17 protein-coding genes and 2 pseudogenes are annotated in these 16,288 nt (G+C 68.8%); 12 read left to right on the top strand and 7 right to left on the bottom strand.

Going from position 1 to position 16,288, the window contains the following annotated elements; genetic code table 11:
- Positions 1 to 431: 431 nt before the first annotated feature.
- From ACH4K4_RS28160 to ACH4K4_RS28135, 6 genes and pseudogenes are all read left to right on the top strand, one after another.
- Complete coding sequence (locus ACH4K4_RS28160) at positions 432 to 671, top strand: hypothetical protein (RefSeq protein ID WP_398171120.1); 240 nt, start codon at positions 432 to 434, stop codon at positions 669 to 671.
- On the top strand, positions 668 to 1,534 hold the full coding sequence (locus ACH4K4_RS28155; RefSeq protein ID WP_398171118.1) for a proline iminopeptidase-family hydrolase: 867 nt from the start codon (positions 668 to 670) through the stop codon (positions 1,532 to 1,534). Before ACH4K4_RS28160 ends, ACH4K4_RS28155 begins: the two co-directional genes overlap by 4 nt.
- A 529-nt stretch (positions 1,535 to 2,063) precedes the next feature.
- A complete protein-coding gene (locus tag ACH4K4_RS28150; protein WP_398171117.1) occupies positions 2,064 to 2,255 on the top strand; it encodes a hypothetical protein in 192 nt (63 codons plus the stop codon).
- Positions 2,192 to 2,584, top strand: a pseudogene (locus ACH4K4_RS28145) (alpha/beta hydrolase); the annotation flags it as partial. The gene ACH4K4_RS28150 and the pseudogene ACH4K4_RS28145, both read left to right, overlap by 64 nt.
- A gap of 76 nt (positions 2,585 to 2,660) precedes the next feature.
- Complete coding sequence (locus tag ACH4K4_RS28140; RefSeq protein WP_398171116.1) at positions 2,661 to 2,849, top strand: alpha/beta hydrolase fold domain-containing protein; 189 nt, start codon at positions 2,661 to 2,663, stop codon at positions 2,847 to 2,849.
- A 179-nt stretch (positions 2,850 to 3,028) separates the two neighbouring features.
- Entirely contained in the window at positions 3,029 to 3,280 is a 252-nt protein-coding gene (locus tag ACH4K4_RS28135; protein ID WP_398171335.1) for a hypothetical protein, read from the top strand.
- A gap of 411 nt (positions 3,281 to 3,691) precedes the next feature.
- On the opposite strand, the gene ACH4K4_RS28130 is transcribed toward ACH4K4_RS28135, so the two are convergent.
- Positions 3,692 to 4,648 (bottom strand): alpha/beta fold hydrolase, encoded by a 957-nt coding sequence (locus ACH4K4_RS28130; protein ID WP_398171321.1) that lies wholly within the window; start codon positions 4,646 to 4,648, stop codon positions 3,692 to 3,694.
- A gap of 694 nt (positions 4,649 to 5,342) precedes the next feature.
- Between ACH4K4_RS28130 and ACH4K4_RS28125 the strand changes: the two genes are divergently transcribed.
- From ACH4K4_RS28125 to ACH4K4_RS28115, 3 genes and pseudogenes are all read left to right on the top strand, one after another.
- Positions 5,343 to 5,945: a TetR/AcrR family transcriptional regulator gene (locus ACH4K4_RS28125; protein ID WP_398171114.1), complete on the top strand. Its 603-nt coding sequence runs from the start codon at positions 5,343 to 5,345 to the stop codon at positions 5,943 to 5,945.
- Between the two features lie 284 nt (positions 5,946 to 6,229).
- Positions 6,230 to 6,595: pseudogene (locus ACH4K4_RS28120) on the top strand (transposase family protein); the annotation flags it as partial.
- Between the two features lie 209 nt (positions 6,596 to 6,804).
- Positions 6,805 to 7,173, top strand: a complete 369-nt coding sequence (locus ACH4K4_RS28115) for a hypothetical protein (RefSeq protein WP_398171112.1) — start codon at positions 6,805 to 6,807, stop codon at positions 7,171 to 7,173.
- 544 nt (positions 7,174 to 7,717) lie between these two features.
- Here the strand turns inward: ACH4K4_RS28115 and ACH4K4_RS28110 are convergent.
- The gene (locus tag ACH4K4_RS28110; RefSeq protein ID WP_398171111.1) at positions 7,718 to 8,875 is read right to left on the bottom strand and encodes an FAD-dependent monooxygenase; all 1,158 of its coding nucleotides are present in this window, start codon (positions 8,873 to 8,875) and stop codon (positions 7,718 to 7,720) included.
- Positions 8,876 to 8,963: 88 nt separating this feature from the next.
- Here ACH4K4_RS28110 and ACH4K4_RS28105 point away from each other — a divergent pair, with 88 nt between their 5' ends.
- Positions 8,964 to 9,521: a TetR/AcrR family transcriptional regulator gene (locus ACH4K4_RS28105; protein WP_398171109.1), complete on the top strand. Its 558-nt coding sequence runs from the start codon at positions 8,964 to 8,966 to the stop codon at positions 9,519 to 9,521.
- A gap of 1,031 nt (positions 9,522 to 10,552) precedes the next feature.
- Here the strand turns inward: ACH4K4_RS28105 and ACH4K4_RS28100 are convergent.
- Positions 10,553 to 10,744, bottom strand: a complete 192-nt coding sequence (locus ACH4K4_RS28100; protein ID WP_398171108.1) for a hypothetical protein — start codon at positions 10,742 to 10,744, stop codon at positions 10,553 to 10,555.
- Between the two features lie 291 nt (positions 10,745 to 11,035).
- On the opposite strand from ACH4K4_RS28100, the gene ACH4K4_RS28095 reads away from it, so the two are divergent.
- Complete coding sequence (locus ACH4K4_RS28095) at positions 11,036 to 11,623, top strand: VanZ family protein (RefSeq protein WP_398171106.1); 588 nt, start codon at positions 11,036 to 11,038, stop codon at positions 11,621 to 11,623.
- A 773-nt stretch (positions 11,624 to 12,396) separates the two neighbouring features.
- Here ACH4K4_RS28095 and ACH4K4_RS28090 read toward each other — a convergent pair.
- The 3 genes from ACH4K4_RS28090 to ACH4K4_RS28080 form a co-directional block, all read right to left on the bottom strand.
- Positions 12,397 to 12,840, bottom strand: a complete 444-nt coding sequence (locus tag ACH4K4_RS28090) for a DUF2267 domain-containing protein (RefSeq protein ID WP_398171105.1) — start codon at positions 12,838 to 12,840, stop codon at positions 12,397 to 12,399.
- A gap of 65 nt (positions 12,841 to 12,905) precedes the next feature.
- Positions 12,906 to 13,301, bottom strand: a complete 396-nt coding sequence (locus ACH4K4_RS28085) for a DUF2267 domain-containing protein (protein ID WP_398171103.1) — start codon at positions 13,299 to 13,301, stop codon at positions 12,906 to 12,908.
- 98 nt (positions 13,302 to 13,399) lie between these two features.
- A complete protein-coding gene (locus ACH4K4_RS28080) occupies positions 13,400 to 13,831 on the bottom strand; it encodes an Hsp20/alpha crystallin family protein (protein ID WP_398171102.1) in 432 nt (143 codons plus the stop codon).
- Positions 13,832 to 13,959: 128 nt separating this feature from the next.
- On the opposite strand from ACH4K4_RS28080, the gene ACH4K4_RS28075 reads away from it, so the two are divergent.
- Positions 13,960 to 14,601, top strand: a complete 642-nt coding sequence (locus ACH4K4_RS28075) for a type III effector protein (RefSeq protein WP_398171101.1) — start codon at positions 13,960 to 13,962, stop codon at positions 14,599 to 14,601.
- An 86-nt stretch (positions 14,602 to 14,687) separates the two neighbouring features.
- Here the strand turns inward: ACH4K4_RS28075 and ACH4K4_RS28070 are convergent, their stop codons facing one another.
- Positions 14,688 to 16,151: a helix-turn-helix domain-containing protein gene (locus ACH4K4_RS28070; RefSeq protein ID WP_398171099.1), complete on the bottom strand. Its 1,464-nt coding sequence runs from the start codon at positions 16,149 to 16,151 to the stop codon at positions 14,688 to 14,690.
- Between the last annotated feature and the right edge of the window lie 137 nt (positions 16,152 to 16,288).

Raw genomic sequence — 16,288 nt, 5'->3', positions numbered from 1 at the left:
ATCGAAGTCGAGGAAGAGAGACGAGTCGCGGTCACGCGAACGGCCAATATGGCATGACGTCATCTAGGGGATCGCACCTCATGACCAGGTCTTGGTTTAGGCTGCCGCCGCATCGTCGGTGCCGTCACTCATCGTGACGACTCATCGTCTTGTTCACAAATACGTGACGCCTAAATATGCGGGCTTACCAGGAGCGGGAGGCCGCGACCACCCAATACGGGACTGAGGTGAAGGAAGCCCGCTGACCGCGAGCCGACTACCGGTTTCCTCCCAGGAAAGGTCCTCGCGAACGTGCCGTCACTCCTCTGACCTGCGGGTTTTCGCACTTGCTGTCCGTCTGCCTGAAGCACAGAACCAAGTCAAGACTTATCTCCGCGGGCCTTCTTTCCTATATTTGGGGCCACCACACCAGTCCCTCAGAGGAATGTGACATGAGGAAGATCGACGAAAAACTGGAACAGCTCAAGACTCTTGCCGACATGGTCGATTCACTGCGGTTCGGCATAACACGCCAGTTCCACAGCGCGAACGAGGTGTTACAGCAGCACGTTCTCCATCTGGCCATGCCGGACGGGGCGCGCAGTGAGGCCCACGCCGAGATGTACTTCCGGTTCGATGGACATCTCATCGACCGGATGGAGGAGTATTCCTATGAGGTGGAACCGGCATGACGGAAGGCAGGATCTCGGTGCCGGGGGGCAAGGTGTGGTATCGCAGAATGGGCAGCGGGGGTGTGCCGTTGCTGCTCGTCCACGGCGGACCGGGTTACCCGAGTGACCCGTTGTTCGATGCCTTCGCACCACTCGCCCAGGAACGTGAGGTCATCTGGTACGACCAGCTTGGCGTGGGACGTTCGGATTCGGTCGACGACATCTCGCTGCTGACGGTAGGCCGCTTCCTCGACGAACTGGGCGCGGTGTGCGAGGGGCTCGGGCTGGAACGCCCGCACGTCTACGGCCACTCCTGGGGCGCGATGCTCGGCCTTCAGTACGCCGCGGAGCGGGCGCCGGATTGGACCAGCCTGGTCTGCGCCAATGGTCTGGCGAGCGTGCCCCGGTTCGAGCAGGAAGTCCGGGATCTGATGGCGAAACTGCCGGGCAATGTACTCGACCGGACCTACGGCCGGGAGCTGAGAGGTGAGACAGACGACCCTGATTACCGGGTGGCCCAAGAGGAGTACGTGCGCGCGTGCGTGGTGCGCACCTCTTCCCTGAGCCTGGACCCGGAACTCATGAGCTTGACGACGTTCCGGACGATGATCGGCCACGCGGACTACCACGTGACCGGCAATCTCAAGGACTGGGACATCTTCGACACTCTGGAACGGATTCAGGTCCCTACACTCGTTCTCGGTGGCGAGTTCGACGAATGCGTACCCGCCCATCTCTCTGATATTGCCGCAAGAATTCCGGATTCCGAGCATGTGACGCAGCCCGGCGCAGCCCACATGGGGTTTCTGGAGGAGGAGCCCCTTCGCGAGGCGTACGTCTTCCTCATTCAGGACTACATGGCGCGCGTTGAAGCACGCGCGTAACCGAACGAAACTGCCGAGTGGGCGGAACACCCGAGGAGCCGGACGCCGCGTACAGCGCCGTGACCCTGTCTGACTGCGACTGAGCCTCCTGAGTGCTGCCGGTGGCGCCGGCGTACCGCACAAGCTGGGCGGCCCAGCAGGCGCTGGCAGCCGCAGTACGTTCAGTACGTTCCTGCTGGGCCCAAGAACCTGACCTGGCGGGGTACGGGCGCGATAGGACAGGGCTGGCCTCCGGGGCGTGTCGAGGCGCCGTATGAGGAATGTCAGCCAGCAGGCGGTGCGCAAGACAGCTTCGGAACGGCCCAAGGCCATGCCGTGACCGACACCATCCCAGACGCGCTGCAACGTCGGTGCGCCAGTGATGGCGCAATAGGTGTGCAGGCAGTGGCTCTCGGGCCACTCTTGCGCTGCTGATGATCGGCAGAAACTGCCAGTTCCGCACCCCAGCCCGGGAGTGCCCGGTCATCCCTCTCACTCGTCCATCTCACCCCCTCACCCCTCACCCCTAACCTGGAAGATGGCATCAGCCATGCCTGTCCCCGCTGTCGCCCCGGGAACCAGGCAGGCCCCGCTCGATGCCGCCGACACCGGCGTCTTCCCCGTCTACGGCCTGGACGAGGTCCTCACCGCCCCGCAGCGCTACGCACTCCTGCGCGTATGCCCCGACACCCCGTCGACGGCCCGGTCGAGGTGCACGGCCTGTCCATACCCGGGCTGGTAAGGCCTCTGCGGCTGCGCGTGTACCGGCCCGACACCTTTAAAGACCTGCCGCTGGTCCTCTACGTGCACGGCGGCGCCTTCACCTACGGATCCCCCGAGGCCGAAGAGGGACGTGCCCTGCACTATGCCCGCGATGGCCGGGCCGTCGTGGTTTCCGCCGACTACCGTCTCGCCTCCGAACGCCCCTATCCGGCCGCGGCCGACAACGCCTACGCCGCCCTGACCTGGATCGCCGGCAACCCGGCCGAACTCGGCGGCGACCGTCCACGCATCGCGGTGGCCGACGGCAGCTCCGGGGGGAACACCGCCGCCGCCACCGTGCTGCGCGCCCGCGACCGGCAAGACCCGCACGTACTGTTCCAGTTGCTGACCTCCCCGGGCGCGGACGGCAGCCTGACGAGCGCCGGTGCGGGAGTTCACCGACACCCCGCTCCTCAACCGCGGCACGATGGAATTGGCCTGGCAGTACTACGCGAAGGACAGTCACGCCGACCCGTACGCCTCTCCGCTCCGCGCCACCGACCTCGGCGGACTGCCGCCCACCTACATCGCCGTGGCGGAGGTCGACCCGCTGCGCGACGGGGGCCGCGACTAAACCGCCCGTCTGTCCGCCGCCGGCGTCACCACCGAACTTGTGCAGGTCCTCGACGCCATCCACAGCTTCGACCTCCTCTTCCCCCAGACCCCCATCAGCGAATGCAACCTCACCGACCAGGTACGCGTCTTGCGCGAAGCCCTCCACGCGTGACGGGTCCGGGCCCGCGAGGCGAGCCCATGAATACCTGGATGGGGAGCAGGGCCGCGACAAACGAGATGCCGGTGCGCGCGTACGGATTGCCGGCGACCGAGGGCCGGCGGGGCGACCTGCGATGGCCGGCCTTCGCCCGTTGCCACGGCTTCGATCCCGTACGCCCGGCGCAGTGGGAGGGCGAAGCCCTCGGACGGCACGAGTTGCAGCGCCTGGTCCTTGCCGCCGTCGCCCCCTACATCGATCGCCATGTGTTCGCCGGGCAGATCGGCCCGTGACGAAGCCCAGCGCCGGGCCCCGGCCGGCTTCCTGGTCGTTTGGGGCCCGGCGGGCGCGTGCCCGCCGCTGCCGGTGGGCCAAGGTGTGCGGTCGAGTCGGCAGCGTCGATGGGGCATCGGCTACGGAAATGGTCTGGCTGCCAAGGTCCCGCGCGATGGTGCCGAGCGCGTGCGGAAAGGGAATGTCGGGCGCCACGCTGACGATGCCCGCGATGGCGGCAAGCATCCTCAGCGTGGCGAGGAGGGGCGCGCTCAAGAGGCGCACGGCTCGCCGAGTGCGGCGCGCAACCGGGCGTCGATCAGGTGGTGGCCGGTATGCGGTGACAGGGCGGCTCGGACGGGGCAGGGGTGGGTTCAGGCTGGGACGGGGAAGGTAGGCAGCTCCCCGCATGATCTATCCGCGCGCGAGTCTTATGCGGTTGGCTTGTCACGGTACGGGGACAGGAAGGCGGTCAGTGCCGACAGCATCGCCTCTGGTGCTTCCTCGGCGGGGTAGTGGCCACACTCAGGGAGGACGATGCTCTCCACGTGGTCGGCGGCACGTTTCATCGTTGCGCCGACCGATGCGCCCAAGTTCTCCGCACCCCCGATCGCCAGGACGGGAAGCGACAGCGGTCGAGTCTTGCGCTTCTGGTTCTGTTCGATGGTCGTATCGAGTGCGCGGTAGAACTCGAAGCTGGATCGCAGGGCTTCCGGATCGGCGGCGAGGATGTCGATGTAGTGCTGGATGGCATAGTCGGGCAGTGCCTTCGCGGATTTCGTGGCGAACTGGTGACCGAAGTGGAGATGTTCCCGTCCGCTGACCAACTGCTCGTTGACGCCGGCGAGACGGTTGAAGGCGAAGTGCCAGAGGCGGTCGTTGGCCTCTTGGCTGCCGAAAAGTGGTGGTGTGGGGGACAGTCCCGGGATTGCGGCCTCAGCGACGGCCAGGCGTTCGAGCCGGTCAGGGTGGTCCGCGGCCAGGGCATAGCCGGTCCACATCCCGACGTCGTGACCGACCATGGCGAAGCGTTGATGCCCGAGTGCGTCCATCAGCGCCACCATGTCGCGTGCGAGCGTGCCGGTGTCGTATCCGTCCGTCGGCTTGCCGGACAGTCCGACACCGCGTGGATCGGCGGCGACAACCTGGAAGTCCTGGGCCAGCGCGGGCATCAGGAGGCGCCAGGCGTACCAGGTCTGAGGCCAGCCGGCAAGCAGCAGCAGCGCGGGGCCTTCACCGCCGGTCACGGCGTGCAGGCGCAGCTCGCCGGTATCGATGAACTGGCTGGTGAAGGTGTCGGTGAACCGGGCCGGGAGGTTGGGCGCCTCAAAGACGGAGCCGAGACCTTCGGGCGTGGGCAGGTGGGTTGACGGCAGACTCACGATCATCCTTAGCGGCAGTGCTGACGGGGTTTCATGGCGCGGTCGGAAGAAAGCGGGCCGCAGGGTGCGGCTCTCGCTCAAGTAGCGAGGTGGCGGGCGGGCTTGGTGCGCCGGCGAGGAGCGGGGCTGCGACGTCCCGGTTGGGTGTCTGGTCGATGAGCCCGAGGCCGGCGCGAGAAGGATCGAGCCTGTGTAGGCGAACAGGAAGTACGTCAAGAGCGGGTCCGTACCGAGCCGTGGACCGGTGAGCTGCTGGGCGGGCCCGCTGCCGCGGAAGGCCAGGCCGGTGCCGGTCGGCTGCCAGGGAGGACGGCGGCCCGCGCGGTCGTAAAGCGACGCGAACAGCGTCGGTCTGAGCACCCCAGGCGTGAACGGTGACGTTCGGCGTCGTGCTGAAGGGCCCGAAGTCCATCTGCGGCCCCGGAACGTATACAGCGGAGTCGGCAGCGCCCCAGCGTGACCAGGGTGAACACCGCGGCTACGGGCCGGAACCCACGCGCGTCCGGCGCCCGGCGGCGGGCGGAACGATGTGTGTGCGGCCGTCTGGGGCGATGTCGTGGATCATCGTGCGGCCTTTCGAAGGCGGAACGGGTGTCCATGACGCTAGCCATCGTGGATCGATCAGTCAAAGATAATTTGACCGATCGATCCAAGATGTGGGTACGCTCACAGTGAACCTGTGAAACTGGAGGTGCAGGCCATGTCCGGCCGAAAGCAGTTCGACGTCGGTACGGCCCTGGACCAGGCCATGCGAGTGTTCTGGCAGCGCGGCTACGCGGACGCCTCGCTCGACGCCCTCGGTTCCGCCACCGGTCTCGGTCGCGGCTCCCTGTACGGCACCTTCGGCACCAAGGACGCCCTGTTCCGCCAGTGCCTCGACCGCTACGCATCGATCTACGGCGCGCAGTACGAGCAGGCACTGACGGCACACCCCGGTGATCCGGTACATGCGATCGAGGCATTCTTCGACGTCACCCTGAGCCGCATCGCCGACCCGTCGGTCCCCGCGGGATGCCTCATCGCACAGTCCGCCGCGCAGTCACCGACTCTGAAGGAGGAAAACAGCAATCTGGTACGTGACCTGCTCGACCTGCAGCGCCAACGGGTACGTACGGCGCTGGCGGACTCCTCGGCCGGCACCCAAACCCTCGACGAACTCTCCACCTTCGTCGTCGCCGTCAACCAGTCGCTGGCCGTACTGAGCCGTGCCGGCGCTTCGGACGCCGAGCTGCGCTCCGTTGCCCGGCTCGCAGGTGCCACGGTGGCGGAGTCTCTCACCCGGGCAGCGTCAGATGGCTGTTGACATGGTCGGCCGTCCCATCGCAGAGATGGTGCGTCGCGTAGACGGCCGTGCCCTCGTAGCTCGGCCCCGGCGGCCGGAGTCCATAGCCCCCTTCCCGACGTGCTGCACCGTTCAGCGCACCACGGTGACGGAGCTGTGCTTTGCAGGGTGTTGGACTGTTTTGGTGTGGTGACCCGTCTTTCGGGGCGGGACTTGGGACGGCTGGAGCGGTTGCGTTCGGACGTGATGGGCGTGGCTTGGGGGCGTGTTCGGGGTGGTAGCTCGGGCCCTTGGCCTGCAGTTCAGTAGACGTCAACAGCCGCCTGGTGGTGGCGATCGGCCTGCCGTTGCCCGGTAGCCGCAACGACTGCCGGGCGTTCACGGAGTCCGGCGTCGAGCGGGCCTGCCGCGGCGCCCCGACCGTTGCCGACGGTGGCTACCAAGGCACCGGTCTGCTCATCCCGCACCGCAAACGGCGAGGCCAAACGCGCCTCATCCCGCAGCAGGAAGAGGAGAACGCCGTCCACCGCCGGACGCGAGCACGCGTGGAACACGCCCTGTCGCGGCTGAAGAACTGGTAGACCCTGCGGGACTGCCAGCTCAAGGGCGACGGCGTTCACCAAGCCATGCTCGGCAGCGCCCGGCTACACAACCTATCCCTCACTGGATAACTCACACCCCATACGGGACAACCTTTAGGAACGGAGTCCCGGTGTCGCTCGTGTTAGCGCGCCGCCCGTGCGCCCCTAGACGAACCTTCGCGCCTGGCAACAGCTCTACGTACAAGCCGCTTTGACCCCTACAGTCGATCACGCTCCCCCTTGGGAGGAGCGATGCTGTGGTCCGTCTGGGGCATACGACGCACGAAGGAGCCCGACTCATGAATGCGTGGAAAAAAGTCATCCCAGGAATGGCGTTGGCAAGCGCCCTGATGGTAGCAACGGGAGCCGGAACTGCTGCTGCTTCACCGGCCACCGGCAACACAGAAAGCGCCAATAGGTCGAGCGCGAGCTACCACTTCAACCAGCTCAACGGATACGGAGCCAGGGGCTGGGTCAAGGACAACGCCAATGACGGATGGTGCGTCCAGATCATGGTTCGCTGGTATAAGAACGGCCAACTGCGTGACACCGACCTGTCCGCAAGGGTGTGCGGGAAGGGTCGGTGGGCCAGCTTCTCCTTGACGCCAGGCGACCGGCACCACTTCAAGGCGAGCGCCTGGAAGACATACCTCCGCTACACCAGCTAAAGCGTGTTGCAGAAGGCTGTGAACTGGGCCTCTCTGTCGTATGGCTGGGGTGTTGGGGGCCGAGCGGGTGTGGGGGAGACGTTTGCCGGGCTGCGGGTCGATCGGTTCGGTCGGCTGCTGAAAGCGGTCCGGGAGCGTGGTGGTGAGGGCTGCGGATGGGGCCGTCCGTGGCGGCTGCCGGGCTCATCTGGACGACGGTGCGCAGCGGAAGAGCAAAAGCCTTTGTCCGGGCTGTGGAAGGCGGACCCGGCCGGGATGAGACCGCCGCGATGTCCCACCGGGTGCAGCCGTGGTCGGTTATCGCACGCTTCGTCGGGATTGACAGCGTGGTACCGCGCGCCCGCCCCCTTCACCACCGGGCGCAGACCATCCCGAGAGGCAACCCCATGCTCACCACGCACCACCACGAGCCGCCCCGCCGGCGTCCCGCTTGCCCGCACCCGAGGACGGGCGGGTGATCAGTGACTGCCCCGGCTGCCGCGCGCTCCGCGACGACGCCCAGCAGCCCAGCGCCAACCTGGCCGTGGGAGCGGGCCCGGCGCCGTCATTCCAGGCCCGGCGGTGTCCAATTGGCATGCCGCAGGATGGTGTGGACGGACATGCGGGAGGGGGCCAGCCGGAGAGCGGTGTTGCGCACGGCGACGGCCAGGGGGTGCGTCAGTTGTTGGCCCATCCGGCCGGCCTGGCGGGCGGCGCGGGCGACGGACTGGCTGCGCGGGCGGCGCTCGGTGTCGTAACGGGCCAGCGCCGATTCGACGGTGGGCTCGGTAGTGAGTGCGGCGGTCAGCACGGCTGCGTCCTCCAGTGCCTGGCAGGCGCCCTGGCCCAGGTTCGGGGTCATGGCGTGGGCCGCGTCACCGAGCAGCACGATCCGGCCTGCGGTGAAGGAGGGCAAGGGCGTCGCCAGTTCGTGGATGTCGTGGTGCAGGACGGCGTAGGAACGGGTCGCGCCCAGCAGCTCGGGGATCGGATCGTGCCAGTCGCTGAAGCGGCGGCGCATCGCGGCGAGGGCATCCGCGTGCCGCACCCCGGGCGGCGAGTTGAGTACCGCGTGCCACTCGGCCCGGCCGTCGGCGAACGCAATGTGGCCGAACTCGGCGCCCTTACCCCAGGTCAGCTCGAAGTCGGTGGCCAACTCGACCGGGCGCTCGGTGATGGCGCGCAACACGGTCGACCCGCTGTAGGCCGGGCCGGGGTGCTGCGGGAACAGTTGGGCGCGCAGCCGGCTACCCACTCCGTCGGCGGCCACGACCAGATCTGCCTCGAGGGCGGCGTCCCCGAGCAGTAGCCGGACCCGGTTGGGGTCGGAGCGGTCGACGGACGTCACCTCGGCCCCGGCCACCAGGCACTCGGGCGGCAGCGCCGCGCGCAGCAGGTGGTGCAGCACAGCCCGGGGGATGCCCACGATCGGCGTGCCCAGTTCGCGCTCAAGAGCGGTCCCGTCCATCCGTGCCAGCCAGCCGCCATCAGGGACACGGGTGCCTCCGGTGTACTGCGGCCGCGCAGCCGTGCGCACCGCCTCGCCGACGCCGAGGACGTCCAGGGCACGGATGCCGTTGGCGTGCAGGGAGATGCCCGCACCCACGTCAGCGAGGACGGGGGCGCGTTCGGCAACCGTCACTTCCCAGCCGATCAGGCGCAGACCGATCGCGGCTGCCAGCCCGCCGATGCCTCCGCCCACCACCACCGCGCTGCCACCCATACCGGCCCTCCCTCGTCCGCCCTGCCGTGATCCTTCTACAGGTGTAGAAGGAGAGTACCCCGCTCCTCTACAGGTGTAGAAATGGGGGATGCCCACAGATCGCCGTACCGTCCTCGCCGATGCGGCCATCGGCGTACTCGCCGAGGCCGGAATCCGGGGCCTGACCCATCGCGCAGTGGACCGGGCAGCAGGCCTGCCACCCGGCACCACGTCCGCCTACTACCGCACCCGCCAGGCATTGCTCACCGCACTGGTCCGGCGTCTGGTCGCCCTTGACCAGGCAGACCTCCAGGCGATCGGGGAACAGGCGCCGGCGCCGCGGAGCGCCGAGGAACTGGTAGCCGGGATCGCTGCCTTCGTCGAGCAGCGGCTCACAGGGGAGGGACGACGACGCTCCCTCGCGCGCTACGCGTGCGCCATCGAGAGTGTGCACCACCCCGAACTGCAGGAGATCCTCGTGCCGCGCCAGAACGCAGCACGGCAAGCCGCACGCGACTTCCTGGCCGCGCACGGCGTCGCAGACGCCGAGGACCGTACTGTCACGCTGCTGACTTGTGTGGACGGCTTGGTCTTCGATCGCCTGGTGGGGGGCGGAACCGTGTCGGACCAGGAGATCCGCGGACTGGTGGCGGCAGCGCTCCGATAGCCCAGGCCAACCAGGATCCGGCCCAGTGGCTGCCGCCGTCCGCCGACGCCCGCTGCGCCTACGCGAGCGACTGGGCGCTGTGCCTACGCGAGCGACTGGGCCTCGACGAAGCTGCCCGTCGACACCACCGAGCGGCAGGCGCTGCACCGGCTGGCCGCGGGCTGCGGCCACACCGGCGCGGAGTACACCGTCGCGTAGGTGGCACCGACCGGCTGCAAGAGAGGCCGGCGGCCGGTCGGCCAGGCTTCACCGCTGCCCGTGCGCTCCGGTGTTGGCCCGCCGGTCCGTGGCAGCGGGCGGTCGCTCCGACAGGTCCCGCGCGTGTCCGCGCTGAAGAAACCGCCCGCAGGATCGGCATGCCTGGAGTTTCCGGTCCGCCCCGGCTCCCGCCCGTGCGAACCCGATCCGGCGGGGAGCGGCCGGCTCTTCGCGACGGGGATGCTCGAAGGGCCGCAAGGCCAGTGTGTCACCGCCCGCCGCGGTTACACGGGGACTTGACCGGCCGGGCGGTGGCCGTTCACCACGAATTCGACCGCGGCAGGCGGCCAGCGGATGTTCCAGTGGGGCTGGCCGGGGCGGCGGCGGACGGCGGAGTCGGGGAGGGCGGGGCAGGGGGCCGGGCGAGGTGCCGGCTTCGGCGGTGCTCAGGTGCTGTAGGGGAGCGGTGAGGGTGTTGCTGAACGCGGCCGGCAGGTCGTCGAGCCGCTGGGCGGGCGGTGGCTTCGCCGTGGCAGGGAAGCTGCCGACCGCCACATCCGGTCGCCCCGGAGGGCGCCCACAGGTCTCGACGGCGAAGAACTGGCGGAAGAACTCGCGGCCGCGCACGACCCCCTCGCGGAAGTGGCTTCGTAGTGCCGAATTCGTGTGCTGCGCGCGACATTCCCAGATCGTTCCGGCGCGGAAAAGCGCCTTGGGCGCGTGATCAGTTTCGGATAAAGTTGCATCGATCGCGCGTCCGAACGGGTGATGGCGGGATGGTGGGGATTCGAGCGGCTTTCCGGTCGAGCGTAGGTAAACCGTTCATGCCTGCGTCACGCGTGCATTTCGAGGGGGGAATCGTGAATATATTCCCGCAGAAGGCGGCACGGATCGTTGCCGTCGGAGGGGTCGTGCTCGCCGCTATGAGGAACCACGGTCGCGTACGTCGCCGGTGACACCACGTCGACGAAGCTGTCGAACGGAACGCTCAGCTTCGCTGCGGTCAACGGACGATACATCGGCACGACCGGAACCAATTCCTTCTCTTCGACCAGCTACCACAAGACGGGCGGAAGCGCGGTGTCGCTCACGTTCGGCCTTGACACTCAGACCGCCGAATACAACTCCGGCGCGAAGGCGGTGAAGTCCGGGCAGACGGTAAGCCACAATTTCGGCGGAAATCCGGTCAGTGACATCCCGAAGTGCTACGCCATCGGGTTCATGAGGTCGGGCGGAAAGTTGTACGAGACGCCTTCCATCAGGAATCTCTGCTGACCCGGCGCTACCTCATTCCCGCTCTCTGAAATATATACCCGGTGATTGAAACATCGGTCGGTGCGCTCCCTGGCCTCATTCCGGTATTCTTGATCGCTTCTGCTCTGTTTGGGGTGCCGGCGTTCCTGATTTCCAAAGTCAAAGGCTGGCCTGTCGGCCTGCCGCTGCTGCTGGCCTTGTCGCTGGCCGGTGTTTTCGCCGTGACGATGATGCCGGGAATCGCCGGAACCGGGCAGGCCGACTCGTGCGATGTCGGCCTGTCCGGCCTTGACTTCCTGGCCTCCGAGTCGGCCCAGTTGAATGTCCTGCTGTTCGTACCCGCAAGCTTCCTCGCCGTCCTCCTCTTCCGCCGGCCCCTACTGACTCTGGCCGCGATCCTTGCGCTGGCCTGCGGAAATGAGCTGGTGCAGAGGTGGACGACCCTGGGACGTTCGTGCAGCTACGACGACGTCAAGGCGAATGCCCTCAGCGGGATACTCGGCATTCTGCTGGGCTGCCTATACCTGTGGGGGCGCCGGAGGCAGCTCCCCTTCACTCGCAAAGACGCGGTATGGGGCACCGGAGCGACAGTTGCAGTCACAGTTGCCGTCGCAGTGCTCTTCCAGTCGCCCTCCTCCAGCGTCAACTAAGAGGTGACTGCCCGAAGCGTTCCGGACCCGGCTCTGCCGACCGCCACCCTCAGCAAAGCGGAAGAGAAACAGCAGGCCGAACGCGAGGAAGCAGGAACACAGGCCGAACCGGTCTCTCTCATGGCGCAACGCTTCGACGGTACTTGGCGGCCGGTGTGGCTGATCGGCCTCAGGCCGAAGAGCGACCTCCAAACCCTGACAGGAAGTCCAACATCTTCCTGGATGCCGTAACGGGAAAGAAGGTCACGCCTGAGAAATGCGATGAAGACAGCGCTTGAGGCGAAAAACGCTGGAAAACCGTGCCAGTGCTAATCCTTCCAGCCGTAGGTTGCTACGTGACATCGGCTTGGGGCTGACGGCCGCTGTGAAAAGCAGGCGGCCTCGGCGCACCGCCCGGATAGAGCCGGGCGGTGCGCCGGGCTGAAGCGGCTCATGCTGGCCCTGTCCTCTTGGAACCAGGGCACCGCGTTCCCGCACGACGGCGGAGTGCGTACGGCTCGCCGACCTCATTCTCAAGACGTTCACGCCCAGCACCACCGCTGCTGAAGATTGACGACTGGCGCTCAGGGCGTCGCCGAAGCAGTCGATGCGGCGGGCGGCGAGTCCTCGAGGCGGTCCAGCCGGTCGTACAGCGCGCGGATCAGCCGGGCGCTGTGCTGGACGCCGTGCAGGGTGTTGCGGCCGGGAGCCGACAGACGTCCGGCGGACGAGTCTGGCGGAGGGATCGGGGCGAGCCCTGCAGCGGCCCGGGGGAGGCCGGGTGCCCGTTTGGCTTACGCGGCCGGGGTGAGTTCGGCGCGGCCGAACAGCAGCGCGTAGCCGGTGGGGAGCTGGTGGAGGATGCGGGTGATGAGGTCGGGGCCAGCGTGGGCGGCGACGGCGCCGAAGACGGACCCGGTGTCCCACCGGGTGGTGGCCAGGGAGGCGCCGGAGCGGGCGGCGAGGTCCTTGACGAAGGCCCATCCGGTCAGCGGCTGGGTGGCGGGAACCTGCACGGTCAGGACTCGAGCGGCCTCCAGGGGCAGGCAGGCGGCCAGGTCGACGCGTTCGTCGCCGGTCAGTTGGCGTCCCAGCCCGGAAAGGACTAGGCGGACGGCTTCCTCTGCTCTCTCGCGGGTGGGGTAGGCGCCTTCGTAGCGGACCTTCTCCAGCATCTGCTCGTACGCCGTCCCGTGCGGCTGCTGGTGCTCATGCGGTACGCGCACGTCGGTGATCACTGCGGTGCATGCCTTTCGTGGAGCCAGGGCGGGATGGTGCCGGTGTGTGGCACCTAACGTGTGGATCAGGTGGGCTGGGGGCGGCCGAAGAGGAGGTCGTAGCCGGCGGGGAGCTGGAGCAGGACCTGCCCCAGCAGGTCGTCGCCGGCCGTGTCGGCAACGGTGGACAGCACGGCACTGACGTCCCAGGTCGCGGTCTGCTCGGTGGCGCCCTCGATCCAGGCCGCGGTCGCCCGGACGAACCGCTCCGGGGGCAGCGGTTCGGCGCTCTGGAGCGGGTTGAGGAGGATCAGGGCAAAGTCCTCCGGCAGGCGTGCTGCGAGCTGGGCGCGGACCTCGCCGACCAGGTGCGCACCGAGCAGGGCGAGCACCACACGGGCCGCGCGCTCCGCTTCCCTCGCAGTGCCGTACTCGCCGCGTTCTTTCACGTGGTCAAGGAACGCTTCGCGTCGCAGAGTCATCTCGGCCGCCCCCTTCTTGTTCTTCGGACTGCCCAGGGAGTGCGGAGGCGGAATGAGGGGAGATCAGGTGCCTGTCCTCCGCACCTGTCTGGCCGGTGTCAGCCGGAGATCTCCTTGCGGCCGGCCCCGGTGCCGACAGAGATCTTGCGGGGCTTGGCGCGCTCGGTGATCGGGATGCGCAGGGTAAGCACGCCCGCGTCGTAGTCAGCCCGGATGTGCTCGGTATCGAGGGTGTCGGCGAGCACGATCTGGCGGGAGAAGACGCCCATCGGCCGCTCGGACAGTTCCATGTGCGCGTCGTCGGCCTTCGTTGCCGGCCGGCGCTCGGCCTTGACGGTGAGCATGTTCCGTTCGACGTCGATGTCGATCGCGTCCGCGGTGACACCGGGCAGGTCGAAGGCCACGACATACTCGTCGCCCTCGCGGGAGGCGTCCATCGGCATTGCCGACGGCCTCGACCAGGTGCCCGGGCTCATCAGCTGTTGCGTCAGCCGGTCCAGTTCACGGAAGGGGTCGGTGCGCATCAACATCGTGAAAACACCTCCAGCGGGTTCAGGCAGTTGCTGCCAATGCGCCTCAGTGAGACTGTTGTAGCATGTCATCCAATGGATGACAAACACGAGGTCATCTACCTGACGACAACCCGAGGGAGGTGTCCGTGACCCCGGCCCACCAGCCGTCCTCGCCCAGCACCGACGCCCGCAGCCCGGCGTCCTTCCTTGCCGCCGCGGCGGCCCTCAGCGCCATAGACGACGCCCTGCGCGAAGCCCAACACGAGACCCCGAACGTCCCCGACACGCCCCATCCCGACGCTCCCGGTCCGGAACAGGCGCTGGCTTCCTTGTCGCTGCTGCGGCAGGTCCGCGAGCAGCTCGCCGGGTGGGAGACCGGCCTGATCGAAACGGCCCGAGATGCGGGCGCCAGCTGGGCAGACCTCGCCCGCCCCCTCGGTGTCGCCAGCCGCCAGGCCGCCGAGCGCCGCTACCTGCGCGGCCGCCCCGGCCCCGCCGGAACCACCGGCGAGCAGCGCGTCCAGGCCACCCGCCAGGCCCGGGCCGCCGACCGCACCACCGCCGCCTGGGCCCGCCGCAACGCAGCCGACCTGCGCCGCCTCGCCGGCCAGATCACTGCCCTCACCGACCTTCCCCCCACCGCCCGCCGCCCGCTCAGCGAGCTCCACGCGGCCCTCGCCCACGATGACCCCGCCGACCTCATCGCCCCCCTGGCCGCCACCCGCCCCCACCTGGCCGCTGCCCACCCCGGCCTGGCCGCCCGGCTCGACACCCTGGCACCTCCCTGACTCCGCCCGGCGCACCGCACCAGCAGCCCGGTCAACCCCCGCGCCGGGTGAACGCGCGGAGACCTGAAGGGCGGAGCAACCGGCCTTCAGGCCACCTGACCCGCTCCCTTGGCGAGCCGGGCCTGGGCAAGGACGCCGACGCCGAGCTGCTGGTCAGCACGTGGGCAGCGTGCGACGTCGGCGGCCAGGCCGTGCAGCCGGTTGGCGATGGGGGCGAGGCGCTGCTCGGGCGGCAGGGCGAGGACCGGGCCCAGGGCCTCGGCGGCGCCCTCGGGCCCGCCGAGCGCCAGGTGGGCGGCTGCGACGGTGATGTGCAGCTGCGCGGCCGTCCCGTACGCGTGCGGCGCCGGGTCCGACAGCGCACCGGTGCCCTCGCGCAGCGCAGCCTCGGGAGCGCTGCCGCGCAGGTGCACGGCAGCGGCGTAGTTGACGTGGCGGAAGTCGCCGCACGAGAAGAGCCCGTTGACGTCGTCGCGGCCGCGGACCGTCTCCTGGGCCTCGGCAGCCCGGCCGAGTGCGGCGCGGGCCTCCTCGGCGGCCCCCAGGCGCGACCAGGCGTCGGCCTCCTGACAGTTCAGCAGCACGCCGGCGGTGCTGTGCGGGCTCAGCTCGGCCCCGCGGCGGGCGAGGGTGATGGCCTCCTTGAGCCGCCCGTCCCAGAACGCGATTTTCGAGCGGGTGGACAGGACCCAGGCGCGCAGCGTGTCGTGCCCGGCGAGTTCGGCGCACAGCCAAGCGGTGCGGCCCTGGGTGTCGGCCCGGCGCGGCTGGCCCAGGTCGGAGGACATCCACGCCCGCAGCCCGCACAGGTAGCCGGCGACCATGTACAGGTCGGCGGACTGCCTCGGGTGCTGATGGCCCTCCAGCAGCGCGAAGACGCGATTGCGCAGCTTCCGGGTGTCGCGGAAGAACGTGCCGGGTTTCTCGCGCAGGTAGCGGGCGGCGAGGGTCTGGGTGTCGGCGAGCAGTTGCTCGAAGGCGATGTCGCCGAGGTTGGAGGACTCCGCCCACTGGGCCCAGGCGGCCGCCTCCTCGGAGGCCAGTTCCACCAGCTCGGCAGGACCCGGGTCCGCGGCCGCCGGTACGGACGCGTACGGCTCCGCCGGATCCGCCGGATCCGCCGGGGCGGTGCTGGCGGGAGCGGCGGCCGTGCCCAGCAGGAGCAGGGGATCACCGGCGTGCAGGGCCTGGCGGTCTTCGAAGTCCAGCAGGTCACCGGCCGTGCAGCCGTACAGCTCGGCGAGCAGCGACACCAGCCCCGGCGACGGCTTGCGCCGCGAGCCCGGCCATTTCTCCCACTTGCCCAGCAGCGAGGCATCCGCCGCCACCGCCTGCTCCGGCCGTACGGCCGCCAAGGCGTTGAGGCGGTCGGCGGCCTGCTGCAGCGTCAGCCCGAGCGCGTGCCGCCACGCCTCACGCGGACGGACTCCGAACCGCACACGCATCTCCGCCGCGATGTCCCGCCGGGTACAACCATGGTCGGTCATCTGCTGGCGCAGCCAGTCACGTGCGTACTTCGCGCCCGCCTTCGAGCCGGGACTGGGGCCCACAACGCCCCCTTTCGTGCTGGTGCTGGGGCCACGGTAGAGCCGCAGCCACCCCGCCGAACCCGGATCGCCACTTCCCCACCCGCCCCGGTGCCCAAGACCGAGCACCGCCGACGGCATCGGCGCAGACGGCGGCGCCC

It is taken from the genome of Streptomyces sp. NPDC017529 (assembly GCF_044329785.1).
Lineage (GTDB): Bacteria > Actinomycetota > Actinomycetes > Streptomycetales > Streptomycetaceae > Streptomyces.
This window is presented reverse-complemented; position numbering and strand designations above follow the sequence as displayed.